This window comes from Sorangium sp. So ce362, from assembly GCF_051519845.1.
Taxonomy (GTDB): Bacteria; Myxococcota_A; Polyangia; order Polyangiales; family Polyangiaceae; genus Sorangium.
In genome coordinates this window covers 6,284,758-6,304,742 of the sequence record NZ_CP150332.1, presented here as the reverse complement: position 1 = coordinate 6,304,742, position 19,985 = coordinate 6,284,758, and the positions used below count along the sequence as shown (strand labels likewise).

Annotated in this window: 13 protein-coding genes; 5 read left to right on the top strand and 8 right to left on the bottom strand. The window is 71.7% G+C overall.

All coding sequences use genetic code 11. The annotated features are described in order from the left end of the window. Positions 1-250: 250 nt before the first annotated feature. From WMF17_RS24030 to WMF17_RS24015, 4 genes are all read right to left on the bottom strand, one after another. The gene (locus WMF17_RS24030) at positions 251-1,483 is read right to left on the bottom strand and encodes a matrixin family metalloprotease (protein WP_437595411.1); all 1,233 of its coding nucleotides are present in this window, start codon (positions 1,481-1,483) and stop codon (positions 251-253) included. Between the two features lies 1 nt (position 1,484). Further along, positions 1,485-2,057 carry a hypothetical protein gene (locus WMF17_RS24025; RefSeq protein ID WP_437595410.1) on the bottom strand — a complete coding sequence of 191 codons (573 nt, stop codon included), beginning with the start codon at positions 2,055-2,057 and terminating at the stop codon, positions 1,485-1,487. 373 nt (positions 2,058-2,430) lie between these two features. After that, positions 2,431-4,419, bottom strand: coding sequence for a DUF4139 domain-containing protein (locus WMF17_RS24020; RefSeq protein WP_437643440.1), 1,989 nt, complete (start codon positions 4,417-4,419; stop codon positions 2,431-2,433). A 114-nt stretch (positions 4,420-4,533) separates the two neighbouring features. Further along, positions 4,534-5,016, bottom strand: a complete 483-nt coding sequence (locus WMF17_RS24015; protein WP_437643438.1) for a peroxiredoxin — start codon at positions 5,014-5,016, stop codon at positions 4,534-4,536. Between the two features lie 270 nt (positions 5,017-5,286). On the opposite strand from WMF17_RS24015, the gene WMF17_RS24010 reads away from it, so the two are divergent. Continuing rightward, positions 5,287-6,444 (top strand): hypothetical protein, encoded by a 1,158-nt coding sequence (locus WMF17_RS24010; protein ID WP_437643436.1) that lies wholly within the window; start codon positions 5,287-5,289, stop codon positions 6,442-6,444. A gap of 68 nt (positions 6,445-6,512) precedes the next feature. Here the strand turns inward: WMF17_RS24010 and WMF17_RS24005 are convergent, their stop codons facing one another. Next, positions 6,513-7,007, bottom strand: coding sequence for a hypothetical protein (locus WMF17_RS24005; RefSeq protein WP_437643434.1), 495 nt, complete (start codon positions 7,005-7,007; stop codon positions 6,513-6,515). A gap of 332 nt (positions 7,008-7,339) precedes the next feature. Then, on the bottom strand, positions 7,340-8,875 hold the full coding sequence (locus tag WMF17_RS24000) for a serine/threonine-protein kinase (protein WP_437643433.1): 1,536 nt from the start codon (positions 8,873-8,875) through the stop codon (positions 7,340-7,342). Positions 8,876-9,043: 168 nt separating this feature from the next. Between WMF17_RS24000 and WMF17_RS23995 the strand changes: the two genes are divergently transcribed. The 4 genes from WMF17_RS23995 (at position 9,044) to WMF17_RS23980 (ending at position 16,744) form a co-directional block, all read left to right on the top strand. After that, the gene (locus tag WMF17_RS23995; protein WP_437643431.1) at positions 9,044-11,692 is read left to right on the top strand and encodes a protein kinase domain-containing protein; all 2,649 of its coding nucleotides are present in this window, start codon (positions 9,044-9,046) and stop codon (positions 11,690-11,692) included. Between the two features lie 164 nt (positions 11,693-11,856). Continuing rightward, the gene (locus tag WMF17_RS23990) at positions 11,857-12,945 is read left to right on the top strand and encodes a serine/threonine-protein kinase (RefSeq protein WP_437643429.1); all 1,089 of its coding nucleotides are present in this window, start codon (positions 11,857-11,859) and stop codon (positions 12,943-12,945) included. 854 nt (positions 12,946-13,799) lie between these two features. Then, entirely contained in the window at positions 13,800-15,356 is a 1,557-nt protein-coding gene (locus tag WMF17_RS23985; RefSeq protein ID WP_437643427.1) for a DUF1592 domain-containing protein, read from the top strand. Positions 15,357-15,397: 41 nt separating this feature from the next. Next, entirely contained in the window at positions 15,398-16,744 is a 1,347-nt protein-coding gene (locus WMF17_RS23980) for a DUF1552 domain-containing protein (protein ID WP_437651380.1), read from the top strand. Positions 16,745-17,039: 295 nt separating this feature from the next. On the opposite strand, the gene WMF17_RS23975 is transcribed toward WMF17_RS23980, so the two are convergent. Next, complete coding sequence (locus WMF17_RS23975) at positions 17,040-18,416, bottom strand: DUF1552 domain-containing protein (RefSeq protein WP_437643426.1); 1,377 nt, start codon at positions 18,414-18,416, stop codon at positions 17,040-17,042. Between the two features lie 16 nt (positions 18,417-18,432). Further along, the gene (locus WMF17_RS23970; protein WP_437595399.1) at positions 18,433-19,923 is read right to left on the bottom strand and encodes a DUF1592 domain-containing protein; all 1,491 of its coding nucleotides are present in this window, start codon (positions 19,921-19,923) and stop codon (positions 18,433-18,435) included. Positions 19,924-19,985: the final 62 nt, after the last annotated feature.

Genomic DNA, 19,985 nt, shown 5'->3' with positions numbered 1-19,985 from the left:
GGTGTGGCCGCCCAGTCGGCCAGGACGGCCGGCCAGCGCGCGGCCACCTCGGCACACGCTCCGCGCGCGACATGCGCGCCCTACGTCGTTCTTGCGTGGCTGGCTGGCCGCCGATGCTCCGCCTTGCCCACGCGCGATCGACGGTTCTCGATCAGCGCGAGCGGCGGCGCCTCGGTGGGATGATCGTCGACGCGCGCACCGCGAGCAGGGAGGGACGGCGCCACCGGGCGTGGTTCACCCGGGAGGAGCGTTACCCGCGACCGAGCGCTTCGCGTCGGCGCCGGCGCGAACCCAGCGCGGCGACCACGCCGAGGAGCGTGAGCCCTCCGAGATCGGCCGATCGACCGCTCGTCGAGCAGGAGCACCCGGAATCGCCGCCGGACTCCCCGTCGTCCGGCGGGTCCTCGGTCGGCGGGTCGGCGCCGCCCACGCCGCTGCCCGAGGCGACCGACGAGCTCGCTGTCGCGCTCGCGGTCGATCCGCCGCCGGCCGACGAGGTCGACGTGCTGCTCGCCTCCGCTCCGCCGGCACCGCCGCTGCCCCCGCCGCCGCCTCCTCCGCTGCCGCCCCCGCCCTCGACGCCGGCGCACTCGGCGGTGCACTCCGTCGAGCAGTCGTTGCAGAGGCATTCGATGATGCGGAGATAGATGTTGGCGCCCGCGGCATGATCGCTCATGCAGCGCTCGACGCAGGCGTTGTCCTGGCAGGTGGCGTAACAGCCGGCGAATGCCCGGCACGAGGTCGACGCGCCGCAGGCGTCATACTGCGATCTGCAGGTGTCCGCGAGCGAGCCGTTGAAGCAGCTATCGCAGTCGTCGCCGCCGCCGCTCGTGGCGCTCGTGGCGCTCGTGGTCACGGTCTCGCCGTTGGGATACAGGGCGCACACGCCCTCGACGTCGTCGTCCTCGAGGGTGCGCATCGACGAGCCCACGACGTAGTACGGGGTCATCGTCGCGCTCCGCTCGCTGGAGTGGCCGAGGCCGAGGAAATGTCCCTCCTCGTGTGTCGCGATCGACTGTGTGTCGACACAGCCGTCGTTGCCGGTGTCGTTCCAGCAGAACCCGACGTTGTTGAAGACCATGTCGGCGTCCACGATGGCGTAGTCGAACCTCCCCCAGGCCGGCATCGTGACGCCGATGACCGAGTTGACGTCGCCGAGCATGTTCGGCCAGGAGTTGCTGACCCAGTGGAACACGTTCTTGCCGTCATTGACGTTGTAACGATCGGTTGTGTCGCCGAGGAGGTTGGCCTGCCAAGCCGTACACCCCGGGCTCGACCACGCGTCGAACCCGGACTCGATACGGGCGACGGCGAAGCCGGCGATCCCGCTCGGGATCGTCGCGTGGTTGATGTAGTAGCTGACGGGCAGCTGACCCCAGCGAGGGACGCTGGAATCGAGCGGCGTCCACGCGGCGGCCTCGCGGCCCGCGGCGTGGAACGAGGCGGCGCCGAGCAAGACGGCGAGGGCAACGTGGCGCCTCACCTCACTTCACTCCCGCGAAGCGGACCACGTCCGTCATGAGGGTCTCGATGGGCTCGACCTCCTCGGCGGGCGCCTTGACGGGCACGAACGTGCCCCCGGTCCGCTGGACGAGGTGCAGCCCCTCGAGGCTGCGCCGCGCCAGGCCCTTCGTGTCCACGTGATAGACCGACAGCGCGAGCGCCGTGAAGTGCCAACGCCCCTTGTCGCCCGGGCGCAGGAAGACCACGGCGTCCTCGCCCTGCGAGAGCGCGGCGTCGCCCAGCAGCCGCTGTGTCTTGCCGTTGTAGGTCCCGCCGACCTGCTCCAGCACAATCACCTTCACGCCCCCCTTGGCCGCCTCGCCTCCCTTGAGCGGCTGGGTGATCGTGAGCTCGGTGCGGGTCACGATCGATTTCCCGTCGTCGGACTCCGCCGTGTACGACTGGCCGACGGTCACGCGCGCCACCGTCGCTGACTTGCGCACGAGCTCCTCGCGCGAGAGCAGGACGGCCGTCGTCGCGTCGGCAGGCGTGCCGAGGCACAGCAGCGCCACGGCAGCAGACAGGGAGAGCACTGCGTTCACGCTTCTCTTCATGTCGATGACTCCTTAAGATCGTCTTTTCTATCCCGAAGCGCGCCCGGCGGCTACACAGGAAGCAGCACCGACTTCGTGCTCGCGGTGCTGCGACGCGGCGCATCTATCGTGACAGCGGATCATTACGCCGTAGCGCGGCGTCACGCCGTGATCTGCGGATAGGGTCGTTGTCGCTCGCGCGGTGGTGCGCCGGCCGGAGGAGCCGGAGACGGGCTCGGCCTTTACCGCTGCTGCACCCAGGGGACACGACGTGGCCCCGGAGCGCTCGATAGCGCCCAAAGGCCGCTGCCTCGGCGATCCGAGGAGACGCTGTTCGTTGGCGCCGCGACGGACAGCGTCTCCTCGGGCGGGCAGCTCGGCTCGACGCGCGGCGCTAGGGCGCGAGCGACAGGTCGCGCACGTAGTCGGCGAGCGCCCGCTCGGCGCCGGCCACCGCCTCGCGCGCGCCCGGGAGCTCCGCCGACACCGCCGCGATCCGGTCTTCCTGCTCGCCGAGCGTCCTGAGGTAGCGCTCGTGGAGCGCGCTCCCCGCGGGCACGACCTTGAGGTTCTCGCGCACGCGCTCCTGCTCGCCGCGCAGCGCCGCGAGCTCGGACTCCAGCGCCGAGAGCGCGCGTTGCCGGCCTTCGATCGTCGCCCTGAGCTCCGCGATCCGCGCGAACACCGCGCGCAGCGCCTCGGAGAGCTCGCGCGAGGACAGGTACACCCCGATCTGCTCGCTGGAGAGGCTCGTGAGCGCGATCGTGTGCGAGATGGGCTGCTCCAGCGCGACCGTGAGCCGCGCTGTCTCGCCCGCGGCCACCTCCCGCCGGATGCGGTAGCGGTCGCGCGTCACCTCGACGCCCTTCTTCGGCTCGGCGAGCTCCCAGCCGGCGAGGCGCGGGTGCTCGATGAGCACGACGCGCGGCTCGCGCGCGGCGCCCACGATCGTGTAGACCGTCACCTTGCGGGCGGTCCGGACGATCTCCAGCATCCCGCCCTGGATCCGCGCGCGCGAGAACGCCTCCTCGGCCCGCTCCTCGCGATCGATACGCACCTTCCGGTCCACGGCGAAGCTCACGAGCCGCGACTCGCCCGGCGGCAGCGGCGCGAGCCGGGCGTCGCCCACGTAGGTGACGACCCCCCGGGCGGAGCGCTCGTAGACCGTCATCGCGCCGGGCGGCAGGCTCGTGTCGCCGTCGTTCCGCAGCCGCACCGAGGCGAGCGGGCTGCGCGCGCTCGCCTCCCGCTGGTAGAGCCCCACGCGCTCCGCGGGGACCTCGCGCTCGACGATCGGGAGGAGCGCCGTCTGCCCGCTCGCGATCGTGAGGGGCGCCGGGAAGTGGAACACGACCTGCGTCGCCGCCTCCTCGCGCTCCGGCTCGCCCTTCTCGGCGGTCGCGGGGGGCGCCTCGGCGGCCGCGCCGGCGTGAAAGCGCGCGAGCCGCGCCGCCCTGGCCGCGAGCGCCGCGGCGCCCTCGTCGAGCCGCGGCAGCACCCGCTCGGCGACGTCGACGGGCACCTCCGGGCGGGACACATAGTAGATCTCGTAGAGCGCCTGGCGGAACGTCACCGGGTTGCCCGACACCAGGGTGAAATCCACGCTGTCCCAGTCGCCGCCGCTCTGGTTCTCCACGATGGCCCACCCGGAGAGCGCGGCGGCCGTCGTTTGCGGGTCCTCCGGCACGGTCAGCCGATACGATGTCTTCCAGAGCGGGACCTCGATGACGTAGGCCACCCGGACGACCCGCTCGCCCTCTCCGGCCGTGCGCACGACGAGCTCGCGGCGGTTGCGCTGACGCCGGCTCGCGAGCCCGAGGAGCGCCGCGCCGACCTGCTGTCGCAGGCGCTCCTCGACGAGCTCCACGCCGCCCGTCTCCTCCAGGACGACCTGCCTCAGCGCGCCTTCCGACATCAGCGCGAGCCGGTGCCGGTTCTCCGAGCCGCCGCCCGGCAGCGCCACCTGCGCCGCCGTGACCGCGACGATCCGCCCGACGATGGTCCCCTCGGAGCCCCGGGTCCGCACCTCGGCGCCGCGCAGCGCGTTCAGCAGGGCGGCCTCGGATTCGAGCGCTCCCTCGTCGAACGGGAGCTCGCGGAACAGGTCGCGCAGCGGCTCCCTCCCGGGAAGCGTGATGTTCCCGGCCGCGCCGTGCTCGTCGTAGACGACGATGCTCTTCAGCACGTCGTCGACCTGATCGAGCCGCACCTCGAGCGCGAGCTCGGCGTCGCCGCGGACGCGTGCCTCGTACTCGAAATACCCGACGCCGCCGGTCGAGAGCACGACCCGGCGGAGCGAGAGCGCGTCCGCCGCGGCCCCCGGCCGGGAAAGACCCATCGCGGCGGCCGCCAGCGTCGCTGTCGTCCACAATCCATTCTTCATCGTCGCCCCCCGGCGGAGGCGTGCGATGGCCCCGCCGTGTGGGTTCATAACGCCCCTCTCGAGGGCGTCAACGACGGGCGACGGGTGGAGATCGGGCGCCGCTCCCGGCGCCTGTCAACCGCGGCCGGAGGCCTCGATCCGCTTCACGACGGCGAGCGCCTCCTCGACGTGCCTCGCCGCGCGGAGCTGGGAGGAGAAGGCATGTCGAACGACCCCCTCGCGATCGATGACGAACGTCACGCGGCCCGGGAGGAGCCCGAAGAGCGGCCTCACGCCGTAGCGCGCCGCGGTCTGCCCGCCGGGGTCGCTGAGCAGCGTCATGGGCAGGCGGTGCTTCTGCGCGAACTGCTCGTGGGATCCCTCCGAGTCGGCGCTCACGCCGATGACCTCGGCGCCGGCCTCCGCGAACGCGTCATAATGGTCGCGGAACGCGCACGACTCCGCGGTGCATACAAGGGTGTCGTCCTTGGGGTAGAAAAAGAGAACGACCGCCTTCTTGCCCCGGAAATCGGAGAGTTTCACCGCCTCTCGCCTCTGCGACTGCAGGGTGAAGTCAGGGGCGATCTCACCGACGGACAGGGTGGATTGACCGAGCATGAGGGTCCTCTACCCGATGCGCCGCGCCGCGTCCAAGGCAGCCGCGAGGCGCGCCGCGGCTCGCCGGCGAGGCCCGGCATCCGGTTCCTCCGCTCCGGAGGTCTCTTCGTGGTTTCCCGGCAGGCGCCCGGCCGCGGGTGGCGGGATCCTCTCCGAGGACCGTGCTCGCCCCCCGGAGAACCACGGAGAACTTGAGCAAGCGGTCATGAAGGCGCGCGGAGCGCGTCGGACACCGGCCGCGGGCGGGCGATCGGCTACCCTGGGCGCCCCATGGCCACCACGTTCGCTGCGTTGATCTTTCGACCCGCCGACATCCCGGACCGCGCGCTGTCCCAGGGCTTTGCCGTTGCGCTCGGCGGCTGGGGCGTCGCCTCGCCGCGCCTGTTCGTCGCGGCGCTCCCGGGCGTGCCCGGGTACTGCGCCGCGTACTACGCGAGCGGCGAGCCCGCCGGTGGCGGCGACGAGCTCGACCACCTCATCGAGCTCTTCGAGGACGAGCTCTCTCCACCCGTCGCCGTGCTCGACGCGGCCGCCGAGCTCGGCCACCGGGGGGCGACGATCTTCGTGCTCGTGTTCTCGGAGGAGGTCGTCCACGACGACGGCTGGCGCTTCGAGGCGAGCGGGTTCGTCCGCCATTTCGTGAGGGAAGGGGAGGAGGGCCTCGAGGCCGGCGTGGAGACGCCCGATCGGAGCGACCTCGCTGCGGTCGACATCGACCTGCCGGACGTCGCGACCGCGCAGGAGGAGCGCGACGCCACGGACCGGGCGATCCGGCCGCACCGCGGCTCGACGTTCCTCTCGGCCGAGCTGGGCGCCCCGGTGCTCGGCGCGCTCATGGGCGGCCTCTTCGCGCCCGAGCGCCGGGTCGAGGTGCGCCTCGTCGAGCCGGGGCCGGGGTCGATCGCCGACGAGGTGAGGCGGCTCAACCGGGTGCTCCGGCGCGAGGACGGCCGCGGCGCGCCGGCGGCGCCCCCGCCGCCCGTCCGCGGCGTCGCCCCGCCGGCCACGTACACGGCGTTCGCGCGCGCCTACGACTGGGCCGATCCGGCGGATCCGGAGGACCTTTACCGGGAGCTCGCGATCGGCGCCGTGGAGGGCACGCTGCGCTTCCTCCGCGAGGACGAGCTCCGCAGCCACGAGCGCGAGCCCGGCTGGGACGCGGCGGCGGCGCGGCAGCTCTACCCGATCGCGCGGCTCTCGGGCTCGGCGCTCGGCGGCGGCGCGGCCCAGCGGGCGACCGTCGCGCTCGAGGCCGACGGCGAGCAGCTCTGGGTCGTCCGCGGCGGCACGAGCGCGGCGCCGGCCGGACCGACGTTCGGCGAGCTCCTGCGCTACCTCGCGCTGGGCTGGTCGCGCCGGAGCGACGCGGAGGAAGACCTCATCGGGGCGCTGATGCTGCGCGCGCGGCTCAGGTCCCTGGGGGGCTGAGCCCGACACACGGCGCGCCCGGCGCCTCGCGTCTGCGGAGGTGAGGCGCCGGGTTGCGCGCTGTTCGCTCAGATGAACGTGTCGTACGACTGGCGTCCGCGGATCGCGGGGCGGACCGGGTACATGCCGGGGTCGTCAAGGACCCTGTGGAGCACGCCGGCCTCTCGTTCGCTGTGGGCGAATACGCTCATCAGGATCCTGCCCTGCTTGACGCCGGTTTCGTAGCGTTCCGCCCAGCGCTTCGGGACGCCGGCGGTGATGAGGATCTCGCGCAGGCCGCCCGCGAGCCTGGCGCAGACCGCGCTCGCCACCACGGCGGCCAGCGGGCCGGCCACCACGAATTCGAGGTCGGGAACCACGGCGCTCATCGCGATCGCGGCGCCGAACGTGTGCGCCGTGTGCGCCGGCGGCGTTCCGTCCGGAACCCTGAAGTACTTGTGGCGCGTCGCGTCGGTCATCAGCAGGCTGACGTCCTGTCGCGTGTAGCCGCAGTCGATGACGCGTTCCGCCGCGGCTTCCGCCTCCTCGCGCGTCTGCACCAGGCCAATTACGAGCTTCGCCATGAAGAGACCTCCTTTGCGTGAGCGCGCCCTCGCTCCAGGCCCCCGTGGCGGATACCGCACGGTCCATGCCAGTTCGAAATTCTCGCGCAGCAATGCGAGCGCGCCGATTTTGCGGCCCCGGCACCCGGGGTGAGCGAGGCGGGATGCCGCAGTGCGCCCGCCTTGCCTCGCCTTCCGATGCCAAGTTCTCGCCTGCGCCGCGCGATATTCCGCGTTTTGCAGGCGCATGGCGCAAGAACGCCGTTGCAGGAGGCCTCGTCTGGCCGGTCCGGTGGCATCCGCCGGCGTTCGAGGGCGCCGGGCGGCTGGAGCGAGGCAGGACGAGGGCCGCCTCAGAAGCCGATCGTATCCTCGAGCGGCGGGGGCGGGGGCTTCGTCGCCGCCGGGCGGCCGGACGCCGTTTCCCGCGGCGCGACCCGTCCGCGGCCGTCCGCGGCGCCGCGCGGCGTCGCGGACGCGCTGGGCTTCGCCCCCGCCTGCGCGCCTGCCTGGGGCGCCTGCGCGCCTGCCTGGGGCGCCTGCACGCCTGCCACGGCCTCTGCCGTGGCCGCCTTCGCAGGCGCTGCCGTGGTTGCCGTCCCGGGCTCAGCGGGCTCCGCCTGCCCTGGCGCTGCGGCGCTGGCCGGCGCCGCAGCGCCGCCCTGCGCGGCGGGCCCAGCCGGCTGCGCTGCGCCCGGCGCGGCCTGCCGGGCGGCCGGGTCGTCCGAGGAGGGGGATACCTCCACGGTGGGCGACGGCCTCGTCGCCAGGAACACACCCACCGACACGGCCGCCCCCAGGGCGAGCGCCGCCGCCAGGATCGCCGGCGCCCATCTGCGGGACCCGTCCGCCCCCGAGGTCGCCATGCCGGCGAGCGTCCGCCCCGGCGTGCCGGTGGTCGAGAGCCGCGCGCCCGGCGCCGACGGCGCCGGCGTCGGCGCCCCGAACAGCACCGGCTGCGACGCGCTCCCGGGCGCGCCACCGTGGCTCCCCCGATCTCCGCTGGACGAGGGATCGTTCGTGAACGGCGTGCGCGCGAGCCCGAGGACCGCGTGCTCCAGCGCCTCCGCCATCTGCCGCGCCGACCCGAAGCGCGCCGCGGGATCGAGCGCCAGCGCCCTCTTCATCCAGGCGTCGATCGCCGGGGAGAGCTCCGGCCTCAGCGCGCTCGGCGGCGTGAAGATCCCTGTGTGAAGCACCACCGACAGCGCGCCCAGCGTCTCGCCGACGAACGGCACCTGCCCGGTGAGCGCGTGGTACGCGACCACCGCGAGCCCCCAGAGATCGGCGCGGAAATCGACGTGCTTCGCGCTGAGCAGCTGCTCGGGGCTCATGTAGAGCGGCGTGCCGAGCACGCTCCCGGTCGACGTCATGCCGAGGTCGCCCTGGGGCGCGCCCTGGACCCGCTTGGCCACCCCGAAATCGACCACCTTCACGAACACCTCGCCCTCGACGTCGAGCAGGAAGATGTTGTCCGGCTTGATGTCGCGATGGACGATCCCGAGCTGGTGGGCCCGCCCGAGCGCCTTCGCCGTCTGCGCGACGATCCCCGCGACCTCGACGGGCGGGAGCGCGCCGAGCCGCTGGATGCGGCTCTTCAGGTCCTCCCCCTCGAGCAGCTCCATCACGATGTACGGCACGCCCTCCTGCATGACGCCGTGATCGAAGACCTGGGCGACGTGTGGGCTCTTGATCTGCGCGGCCGCCATCGCCTCCCGCCGGAAGCGCTCCACGAAGCCGCTCTGGTCCGCGTAGGCCGGCGACATGAACTTCACCGCCACCTGCGTCCCGAGCGCGAGGTGATCGGCCACCCACACGCTCCCCATCGCCCCCTTCCCGAGCTCGCGCGCCAGCCTGAGCGTGCTCGTCACGTGCTGTCCGGGGTTCATCGGGGGTCCCTCTCCAATCAGCCGAGCCGCCGACCCGAGAAGGCGTCCTGTGCGCGCAGCGCGGTCCTCCGGGCGTCTACGCGCACAGCGTACAACAAACACCCCGAACCGTCACCACCGAGCACGCGGACCGCGGACGTGGCAGGGGCTCTCGGATAAGCTCTCGCCATGCGCGAGGGCACGCTGGTCGCAGGCCGGTTCGAGGTGCACCGCCTTGCCGGCGCCGGCGGGATGGGCACGGTCTACCGGGCGACCGACCAGGTCACCGGCCGCCCCGTGGCGCTCAAGGTCGCGCTCCCGGAGCTCGCGGCCCGCTTCCGGCGCGAGGCGCGCCTGCTCGAGGCCGCGCAGCACCCGCTCATCGTCCAGCACATCGCGCACGGCACGAGCGACGACGGCGCCCTGTGGCTCGCGATGGAGTGGCTCGACGGCATCACGCTCGACGCGCGCCTCCAGGAGGGGCCGCTCCCCGTCGCCGACGCGCTGCTCGTCGCGCACCAGATCGCGGAGGCGCTCGCCGCGGTGCACGCGCTCGGGATCACGCACCGCGATCTCAAGCCGAGCAACGTGCTCCTCCGCGACGGCAGGGTCGACGGCGTTGTCCTGCTCGATTTCGGCGTCGCGCGGGCGACGGCGTCGACCACCCTCGTCACGGAGGCCAGCTCGCTCGTCGGTTCCCTCGGCTATGTCGCGCCCGAGCAGGCGCGCGGCGACGCCGAGGTCGACGCGCGCGCCGACGTCTTCGCGCTCGGCGTGCTGCTCTTCGAGAGCATCGCCGGGCAGCGCCCCTTCGCGGCCGACGATCCGCTCGCGGAGATGTGCCGCATCCTCCTCGAGGAGGCGCCGCGCCTCGCCGATCGACGCCCCGAGGTGCCGCCCTCGCTCGACGAGCTCGTCGCGCGCCTCCTGGCGAAGGACCCGGCCGCGCGCCCCGAAGGCGGCCGCGCGGCGGCGGCCGCGCTCGCGGAGATGCGCGCCCTGCTCGCGCGCTCGCCCGGCGAGGGCGGGGACGGCGCGCCGGCGTCGGTCACGGGCGACGAGCGGCGGCTCATCAGCGTCGTCCTCGTCGACGTGGGCGCCGCGGACCCCGAGCCGGCGAGCGATCGAGGCGTCGAGCGCGTCGTCGCGGACGTCGCGGAGGCGTTCGGCGGCGAGCGCGTGCGGCTCGCCGGCGGCACGCGGATGGTGCTCCTGTCCTCGCACGCCGACGAGGCGTTCACCGGCCGCGGCGGCTCCGGCCCCATGGTCGCCTTCGACCTCGCGGCGCGCGCGGCGCAGTGCGCCCTCGCGATGAAGGCGCGCCTGCCCGGGCGCCCGGTCGCGCTCGCCACGGGCCGCGCGCAGGTGGGCGAGCGCCTGCCCGCGGGCGACGTGATCGACCGCGCGGTCGCCCGGCTGCGCGAGGCCGGGGGCGACGTGTGCATCGACGAGGTCACGGCGGGGCTCGCGGCCCCGCGCTTCGAGGTGATCGGCGACGGCCCGTCGTTCCTGCTGAAGGGCGAGCGCGACGGCACGGAGCCGGATCGCACGCTCCTCGGGCGCGTCACCGCGTTCGTCGGGCGCGACCGCGAGCTCGCGATGCTGCGCGGCCTCTTCGAGCAGAGCGCCGACGAGCCCGTGGCGCGCGCCGCGCTGGTGCTCGGCGAGGCCGGCATCGGCAAGACGCGCCTGCGCTGCGAGCTCGTCCGCGTCGTGCGCGAGGTCGACGCGCGCGCGTCGGTCTACGTGGCGCGCGGCGACCCGATCGGCGCGGGGGCGCCGTTCGGCATGCTGGGCGAGATCGTCCTCGCGGCGGCCGGCTGCCTGCCCGGCGAGGCGATCGAGGCCCGGCGCGGCAAGATCCGCGAGCACGTGGCGCGCGCCGTGCCGGCCGCGGACGCGCGGCGCATCGCGTGGTTCCTCGGCGAGATCGCGGGCACGCCGCTCGACGATCCGGATCCGGAGCTCGACGTCGCCCGGGGGGACGCGGTCCTCCTGGGCGAGCAGGCGCGCCGCGCCGTGCTCGACTGGCTCGCCGCGCGGTGCGGCGAGGGGCCGGTCGTCGTGGTGCTCGAGGACATGCACTGGAGCGATCACGCCTCGGTCTCGGTGCTGGACGAGGCGCTGCAGGCGCTCTCGGATCGCCCGCTCCTCGTGCTCGGCTTCGCGCGCCACAGCGTGATGGAGACGTTCCCCGGGCTGTGGGTTCCGCGCGGGGTGCAGCACATCAAGCTCGGCGCGCTCAGCCCGCGGGCGGCCGATCGGCTCGTCCGCAGCGTGTTCGGCGAGGAGCTCGCGCGGTCCGAGGCGGCGCGGCTGGTCGAGCACGCGGACGGCCACCCGTTCTTCCTCGAGGAGCTGATGCGCGCGCGCGCCGAGGGCCGGGGCGACCTGCCGCCCACGGTGGTGGCGCTGATGCACACGCGGATCGAGGCGCTGCCGGCCGAGGCGAGGCGCACGCTGCGCGCGGCGAGCCTGTTCGGCGGCAGCTTCTGGCCGGAGGGCGTGCGGCAGCTGCTCGGCGCCGGCACGTCGGCCGAGTCGCTCGATCGCTGGCTGAAGAGCCTGCTGTCCGAGGAGCTCGTCGCCCGCCGGGGCGTGTCGCGCTACCCGGGGCACGAGGAGCTCACGTTCCGTCACGCCCTCGTGCGCGACGCCGCCTACGGGATGCTCACGGACGGCGATCGCGCCGCCGGCCACCGCGCGGCCGCGCGCTGGCTGCGCTCGGTGGGCGAGACCGACGAGCGGGTGCTGGCCGAGCACGCCGAGCGGGGCGGCGACCCCGAGCGCGTGGGCGGCGGCGGGGCGCTCGCCGCCCGCCGCCCGGCGCAAGCGTGAGAGGGCGGCCGGGAGCAGCCGCAAAAGGATGAAAACGACGAACGAAGGCGACCGCCCGTAAAATGGCCGGGTTGATGGATTTCCATTGACGTGATAACTAACCGTCCAGAGAGTCAAGTATGGATTCGTCTGGTCTGGGCACTGTCGGTCCTTACGAGCTGCTTGTGCAGCTCGCTGTGGGCGGCATGGCCGAGGTCTTCATCGCCCGTCGCGCCCGCGCGGCAGGTGTCGAGGGGGCGGGCGGCGGGAGCGGGGAGAACGCGAAGGCCAGCGCGGAGGCGGAGATCGAGCGCGAGCCGCTCGTCGCGGTGAAGCGGATCCGCGCCGATTTACGGTACGAGTCGGTGTATGCGGCGATGCTCTTCGACGAGGCGGGCATCGCATCGCGCGTCGTGAGCCCGAATTTCGTGCCGGTCCTCGATTGCGGTCTCGGCGAGGGGGGCGCGCCCTACATCGCAATGGAGCTCGTTGTGGGGGTGACGCTGAAGCACCTCACCCGACCTCCGGAGACGATCGGGGTCGGCGACGCGCTCTATCTCATCGCGCAGGCGGCCGAGGGGCTGCATGCGGCGCACGAGGCGCGCGACAGCTCGGGGGAGCTGCTCCAGGTGATCCACCGGGACATCTCGCCGTCGAACGTCCTTGTCGGCGTGGACGGGCGGGCGTCCATCTGCGATCTCGGGCTCGCGTACGCCCTGCGCCGCACGACGCGGACGAAGACCGGGACGGTGAAGGGGAAGCTGAGCTATCTCTCGCCGGAGCAGGCGCACGCGCGGCCGCTGGATCGGCGCTCGGACGTGTTCTCTCTCGGGGTCGTGGCGTGGGAGGTGCTGGCGGGCAGGCGCCTGTTCGTCGGCAGCAGCATGCTGTCGATCCTCCACGCCGTGCTGGAGCGCGAGGTGCCGCCGCTCTCGAGCGAGCGCGAGGGGGTGGGCCAGGCGGTCACGGCCGCCGTGGCGCGGGCGCTCGAGCGCGATCGCGACGCGCGCTGGCCGACGGCGGCGGACTTCGCGCGGGCGCTCCGCGACGCGGCCGAGCGCGAGGGGCACGCGGCGTCGCGCGGGGTCATCGGCGCGCGGGTCGCCGAGATCCTCCCGGTGCCGCTGCGGCCGCTGGCGCCGTCTTATGCCCCCGGCGGGCCGCTCGTCACGCCGGAGATCATCGCCGCCCTGCGGTCGATGCACGAGGCGGGGGTGGTGGGCGAGAGGGAGCCGAGCGGGATGCTGGCGCGGCGGCGACCCTCGCAGGGCTGAGCGCCAGCGGCGGGGCGCGCCGCTTGGCCCGGTCGGCTTCCCGGTCTCCTAGGATGGGCCGCCGCCCTGCGAGCATTTGTGAACGTTCACATGTTTGAGCTCAAACACGATGGACCGCTCGCGGCTGTCCTTGATCGCGGCTCTGACCGAGCGTCGCCGGAGCGTGCTCCGGACGTCGCGCACGGGAGGCGCCAGCCGTCGATGCGCTGATCGGCATCGAGCTCGTCGGGCCGGCGACGACCTCGGTCCGGCGCCCGCCCCACCTGACGCGGCGCTCCGGAGGAGCCCCGTCAGCCCTGTCCTCCCTCGGGATCGAGGACACGCGAGGGCCGACGGATGGGAGTTGACACCGCCCATGTGATCGTTCACATTGCGATCAGGGGTATCCTTTCGCTGCGCTACGGACGGGTCGTCATGCGCACCGCGACCTTCGTCATCGGGTTGATCTTGGCGCCGGTTCCGTTCGGTCGTCGCGGAAGCGATGCCGCTCGGCGGTGTTCGGCTCCCAGTCAACGAGGTCATGAGAGTCGAATCGGTGCGCCGGGTGGGCGTACAGGGTGGAGGCGGAGCCGAGAGCGAGAGCAGATCCACCGCCACCGTCAAAAGATTCATCGACCGCGACACGGGCGAGGGTAAACACCAGGTCCCGCCTACATTCCACTTATCGTGCCCACAGCGGGCGAAGAGAGAGAACCATGTCAAGGCCCTCAGATCATGAGCGGGCGCGTCCTCTCACAGGCTCTCGGTCAGCTGTTTCTATAGCGTTGATCCTGGCCAGTGGCTGCACGGGAAACCTGGGCGAGACTCGCACCAACGACTCCACTGACGATCCCACGACGAACAATCCCCCCACGGTGGACCCGCGCGCTTGCGAGGACGGCGCGGTGCACCCCGGGCGAGCGCCGCTGCGGCGGCTGACGCGCTTCGAGTACAACAAGACGGTTCGCGACCTCTTCGGTGACACGACCGAGCCAGCCTTTTCGCTGCCGAGCGAGGATGTCGGAAACGGCTTTGGCAATGACGCCGACGCGCTGTCGGTCTCGAGCCTGCTGGCCGAGCAGCTGAGCACCGTCGCGGAGGGCGTCGCCCGGCGCGCGACCGCCACCCGGGAGGCGCTCGCGAAGCTCGCCCCTTGCGCGAGCAATGTGAGCGCGGAGAGCGAGGAAGCGTGCGCGCGCACCATCGTCGAGCGCATCGCGCCGCTCGCTTATCGAAGGCCGCTCGCCGCCGGCGAGGCGGACGAGCTCCTCGCGCTGTACAGCGTCGGGCGGATGGATGCGGCGTTCGATGTCGGCGTCGCGACGATGATCGAGGGGCTGCTTCAATCGCCGGATTTTCTCTACCGCATCGAATGGGGCACATCCGACCCGGAGCGCCCCGAGCTCCGCCGGCCCACGGGCGACGAGATGGCGACGCGGCTCTCGTACCTGTTCTGGGGCACGATGCCGGACGAGGAGCTACGCCTGGCCGCGCAGGCAGGCGAGCTCTCGACGAAGCAAGGCGTGCGCGCGCAAGCCGAGCGCATGCTCGAAGACCCTCGGGCTCGGACCACCATCCGGTTCTTCTTCGACAACCTGCTCCCCATCAGCAACCTCGCGGATCTCGAGCGAAACGCGGAGGCGTTCCCGACCTTCTCTCGAGCGATCGGCGCGCTCATGCGGGAGGAGACGCAGCGGTTCCTCGAGCACGAGATCTTCGAGGGGACCGGCACCTGGGCATCCATCCTGACGGCCCCGTACACGTTCATGAATGGACCGCTCGCGGCGTTCTACGGCGTCTCCGGCGTGACGGGCGACGAGTTCCAGCAGGTGCAGCTCGACACGACCCAGCGCCTCGGGCTCCTCACCCAGGCGGGGGTGATGGCCGGGACGACGCACTCGAACACGACGAACCCCGTGGTCCGCGGCTCGTTCGTGCTCCAGAAGCTGATGTGTGAGAAGATCCCGCTCCCCACCGGCGACATCCTGGAGCGGGTGAAGCCGCCGGATCCGTACACCGGCGCGACGGCGCGGGAGCGCTTCAGCCAGCACAGCCAGGATCCGGTCTGCGTGACGTGCCACCAGTACATGGACCCGGTAGGCTTCACGTTCGAGAACTACGACGCTGTCGGGCTGTTCCGCACGACAGAGAACGACGTCACGATCGACGCGAGCGGCTCGCTCCCGGGCACGCCGGGCGCGGTGAGCGGTCCGACCGAGCTCGTGAAGAAGCTCGCCGAGGCCGAACAGGTGCATGGCTGCTTCGCGACGCGCTGGGCCGAGTACGGCTACGGCCTCACCCTGCGCGCCGAGGACGCTTGCACAAAGCAGGCGATATCGACCGCGTTCAAGGCGTCCGGGTACAACGTGAAGCAGCTCCTCATCGAGCTCACACAGACGGATGCTTTCCACTACATCTTGGTTGCCCGCTAGGAGTGATGGTCATGTCCAACTTTCGTTTGAGCCGACGTGCCATGCTGCGCGGTGCTGGCGCCATCGCCATCGCGCTCCCCTGGCTGGAGATCATGGGCCCCGAACGCACGGCGCGCGCGGCCCCCGCCCCCGCCAAGCGTTTCCTCGCCGTCTACACGCCGGGCGGGACCGTGATCGATCGGTGGCGGCCGACCGGCAGCGAGACGAGCTTCACCCTGGGCCCCATCCTGTCGCCGCTCGCGCCCGTGCAGGACCGGCTGCTCGTCGTCGACGGCCTCGACATGAAGAGCGCGCGCGGTGAGCAGCACCAGAGCGGCATCATCGCCTGGCTCACGGGCAGCCTTCAGGAGGGCTCCCCGAACGGCGGTTACGGGAACGGGCCGTCCGTCGATCAGGTGATCGCCTCCCAGATCTCTGCCGGTATAAAGGCGAAGGCGAGCATCCAGATCGCGGTGCGCTGGGCGACGGGCAAGTCCCACGGCCTGCTGTCGCCGATGAACGCCGCGAATTTTGAGAACGCCGCGCCGTTCAAGCCGATCCCGCCGCGCCTCGATCCGATGGAGATCTTCACCGAGCTCTTCGGCTCGCTGGATCCCAGCGCCGGCAACGAAGCCGCCCGCCGCCTCGCGCGAAAGAGATCGATCCTCGACTTCCTCGACGGGCGCTACTCCGCCCTGTCCGCGCGGCTCGGCGCCGCCGACAGGCAGAAGATCGACCAGCACCTGACGAAGATCCGCGAGATCGAGATGAGCCTCGCCAACGTGCCGGTCGAGACGAGCGCGTGCAAGGCGCCGGACAGGGTCGACACGTCCGACTACAACCCGCGCACGGGGCTCAACTCCTCCGACACCGGCTCGATCAAGGACACCTCGACCGACGCGGCGATCCCCAAGGTCGGCAAGCTCATGATGGACATGCTGGTGATGTCGCTCGCCTGCGACATCACCGCGGTCGGCACGCTGCAGTGGAGCGACACCGAGGCGAAGCACACCTTCCCCTGGCTCAACTTGACCGAGCACCACCATTTCTACCAGCACGACGGCGGCTTCAGGCCGGACGAGTGCGCGCGCATTTGCAACTGGTATTCGAAGCAGCACCTCTATCTCCTGCAGGAGATGGAGAAGATCGACATGGGTGGACACTCGCTGCTCGACGAGAGCGTCGTCTTCTTCGGGTCCGAGCTCTCGGATCCGCCGAGTCACACAAAAACGAACATGCCGTTCCTGCTGGCCGGCGGCGGCGGAGGCCTGCGCACCGGACGCTGGGTCCGGTACCCCAACCGCCCGCACAACGATCTGCTCGTCTCGATCTTGAACCTGTTCGGAGACACCCGGACCGCGTTCGGCGACCCGCGCTACTGCACCGGGCCGCTCACGAACCTGACCTAGCCATCCTGAGGGCGGCGCGCCGGCTGGCTCGATATCAACGACGCCGGAGGTGTCGGTGGACGAGCAGCCGCCGAGGGCGCGAACCGTAGCGACCGCGGTCAAGAGGCTCGTGCCGAGTATCGGGGTCATCGTGCGCTATCGACGCATGCGATGGCTCCGCACGTCGACGTTGATGGGCTGAGCACCCCCCCGGGGAGCTCCAGGCCCACGTCGACCTCCAGGCCACGCCTGACCTTGCGGGCAGGCGTGGGTGAGCGCGGGCGGCGCGGTCCTTCCAGACCTCGCGACGCCGCGCTCAGACCTGGATGCCCGCGAGCGGTGACGTGACCCGCCCCGCGTCGAGGCCGATCTCCGTCACCTTCGAGCCCATGACCTGGGCGACCGTCAGGAGCGCTTTGCTCAGGTTATCGCCGGGGAAGTTGTGATGCTCGTCGCCGCGCAGCCGTCCTCCGGCTTTCCCCGCGAAGAGCACGGGCCATTCTGTCTTCGTGTGCACCTTACCCCAGGCGGTGTCGGACGTGACGTACACGAGCGTGTTGTCGAGCAGGTTCGAGCTGCCATGTGGCGTATTCTTGAGCTTCGTCAAGAACTCGTTCAGGCAGCGCATCGTGTAGATCACGCCCTTGTCGACGCGAGGCTGACTCGATTGATCTCCGGCATCCCCGTGACAGATGGTGTCGTGAAAGTCGTCGTTCATGTCCGGCGCGAGGTGCCGGTAGTAGATGTGCGCGGCGGGCAGCGAGAACATGAACGAGAGCACGCGGGTCCTCTCGCAGGCGAGCGCGAGCGCCGAGAGCTCGACCATGGCGGTGTTCACCTGCGGGGGCGCTTCGCTCTGCGCATCCTTGCCGGTGGTGGGGGCCGTCGGGCTGCTGCACGCGGACGGCGAGCCGCCGCCGGGCGCCGTCGTCTCGAGGCGCCGCTCGATGGCGCGGATCGACTCGAGGTGCTGCTCCACGCGCTGCTTGTCGGCCGCCCCGAGCCGCTGCTGCAGGCCCGCGCCGTCTCGCAGGATCGAGTCGAGCACGCTCTTCCGGACGTTCGCGAGCTTCGTCGCCTGGTCCGCTTCGTCGTCGTTGGGCGTCGGCGTGCCGCCCATGAACAATCGATTGAACACGGCCCTCGGATCGAACTCCGGGTTGCTGCGCGAGTTCGGCCCCCTGTGCGAGACCGTATGCAGCGAGTCCTGAGGGCCGTTCGGTGTCGCCGGCGTCACCCCCACCTCGAGAGAGCGGTACGGTACCCCCGCAGAGATGGCGTCCGCGACGATCTGGTCGATCGATGGGGCCCGCACGGCGTTCCCGCTGAGCGGCGCGCCGGTCGTGGCCCCCGCCGACCCGCTGGGGTGCTCGAAGCCGGATACGACGAGCTTGTTCTCGAGGCCGCTGATCACCGTGAGATGAGACTTGTGCTCCGCGAGCGGCTGGAGCTGGGGACTGAGCTCCCAGGCCGAGCCGGAGCCCGTGCGCGCCGGCTTCCAGCGGCCGGGCAGCGTGCCGTTCCCGAAGAACCACGTGACGTAGAGCGGCGAGACCGGGGTGTTCGACTGAGCGAGCGCCGTGCCGCTCTGGTTCAGCATGATCTCCAGCAGCGGGAGCGGGATCGTGACGGCGGCGCCCGTCGCCAGCATGCCCCGGAGAACAGTTCGTCGGTTCAAGGCTTTGGTCGTCATGGGGTACACCGTTCGACTAGGGTTGCGGGGCGACGGCCGAAAAGGCTTCGTTCGTCACGACGTCGAGGACCAGCTCGCGCAGCTGGAGCCCCGACGCCTCGAACGAAGCGACAAGCGTGTTCAGCACGCTGCCGTCCACGGCTCGCTCCTCGTGGCCTGCTGCATACGAGTAGTACTTGCGGACGAGGCATCGCGCGACCTCGTCGCTCGCGCCGACGGTCATGCCGAGCTCGCGCGCGTCGGCGACCGGCGCCCCGTCGAAGTCGCCGCTGGAGTCGATCGGCAAGCCGTGGTCGGTCGTGCGGTAACGGCCGATCGCGTCGAACGTCTCGAGCGGCAGGCCCAGCGGGTCCATGTAGGCATGACAGGCGGCGCAGGCAGGCGCGGTCCGGTGGGCCTCGAGCCGCTGACGTTTCGTGAGAGGCCTGTCCGCAGGCGGCTCCGGGAGCTCGAGAGCGACGTTGCCGGGGGGCGGCCGCACGGGCGTGCACATGAGGGCGTCACGCATGAACTTGCCGCGCAACGTGGGCGACCCCTCTTTCTGGTTGGCGAACTGCGACAGGAAGCCGGCCTTGCCCAGGATCCCGACCCGCGGGCCGTCCGCTGGCAACGAGCGAACCTCGAAGGTGCTCGAGCTCAGGCCGGTCGCGTCGACGCCGTAGAGCTCGGCGAGCTCCGTGTTGACGACGACCTTCGTGGTCGAGAACAGGTCGAGCGCGCTCGCTTGATCGTCGAACGCGAGGACCTCCCAGGTGCCCCGCATATCGCGAACCATCGCCGCTTTCAGCGCGGCGCCGTACTCCGGAAACAGCTCCGCGTCTTTCGCCTGCGTGCCGATTCGATCGAGCCGCATGTACTCTTCGGCGAAGGCGCCGATGGCCTCGCGTCCGGCGGGCGCGTCGAGCAGCCGCGTCGCCGCGGCACGGACGCCCTCCACCGTCGCGAGCATCCCGCTCGCGGCCTGGTCGAGCAGCTCCTCGTCCGGCAGGCTGTTCCACACGAGAAATGCGAGCCGGGACGCCATCTCGTAGCCCGTCAAGCGAAGCGACCCATCGGCGCTCGGAGCTCCGAGCTCCGGGCGATACAGAAAGTTCGGCGACGAGAAGAGTGCCACCGTCGCCCAGCGGGCCCCCTCGACGGCGCTGCCGAGCTCGGTCGCGGCCTCGCTGGCCACCGCCGCGAGGCTGTCGACCTCTGCTGTCTCGAGCGGGCGCCGCCACGCTCGAAGCCCCAGCACCTGGATGAAGCCGCGTACGCAAGCGTCGTCTTGCGCGCCGCTGGGCGTGCAACCGATGAACTGGTCCCGCTTCGCCGAATCGGAGAACACCGCGTCCACGGCGCTCTCGATGGCCGTGTGGTACTGCTCGACGCCTCGTTCCGAAGTCACGACGGTCGAGGCGCCGATAACCGCAAAGTTTCCGTTCCAGCTGTCGGCGTCGAGCGCGTCGAGATGGACCTCCACGCCGAACACGTCGCGCACGGCGTTGCGGAATTGCGTTCTCGTCAAACGACGCAGCATCCCGGCCGCGGGTTGGAACGCCGGAGGGGCCGAGCCCGTCGACGGTCCAT

Excerpts from the sequence above, each read along its gene's own strand:
- WMF17_RS23995 (WP_437643431.1), top strand. The coding sequence starts at position 9,044 with ATGCGCGAGGGCACGCTGGTCGCAGGCCGGTTCGAGGTGCACCGCCTT.
- WMF17_RS24010 (WP_437643436.1), top strand. The coding sequence starts at position 5,287 with ATGGCCACCACGTTCGCTGCGTTGATCTTTCGACCCGCCGACATCCCG.
- WMF17_RS23975 (WP_437643426.1), bottom strand. The coding sequence starts at position 18,416 with ATGACGACCAAAGCCTTGAACCGACGAACTGTTCTCCGGGGCATGCTG.
- WMF17_RS24005 (WP_437643434.1), bottom strand. The coding sequence starts at position 7,007 with ATGGCGAAGCTCGTAATTGGCCTGGTGCAGACGCGCGAGGAGGCGGAA.
- WMF17_RS23980 (WP_437651380.1), top strand. The coding sequence starts at position 15,398 with ATGCTGCGCGGTGCTGGCGCCATCGCCATCGCGCTCCCCTGGCTGGAG.
- WMF17_RS24015 (WP_437643438.1), bottom strand. The coding sequence starts at position 5,016 with ATGCTCGGTCAATCCACCCTGTCCGTCGGTGAGATCGCCCCTGACTTC.
- WMF17_RS24025 (WP_437595410.1), bottom strand. The coding sequence starts at position 2,057 with ATGAAGAGAAGCGTGAACGCAGTGCTCTCCCTGTCTGCTGCCGTGGCG.
- WMF17_RS24020 (WP_437643440.1), bottom strand. The coding sequence starts at position 4,419 with ATGAAGAATGGATTGTGGACGACAGCGACGCTGGCGGCCGCCGCGATG.
- WMF17_RS24000 (WP_437643433.1), bottom strand. The coding sequence starts at position 8,875 with ATGAACCCCGGACAGCACGTGACGAGCACGCTCAGGCTGGCGCGCGAG.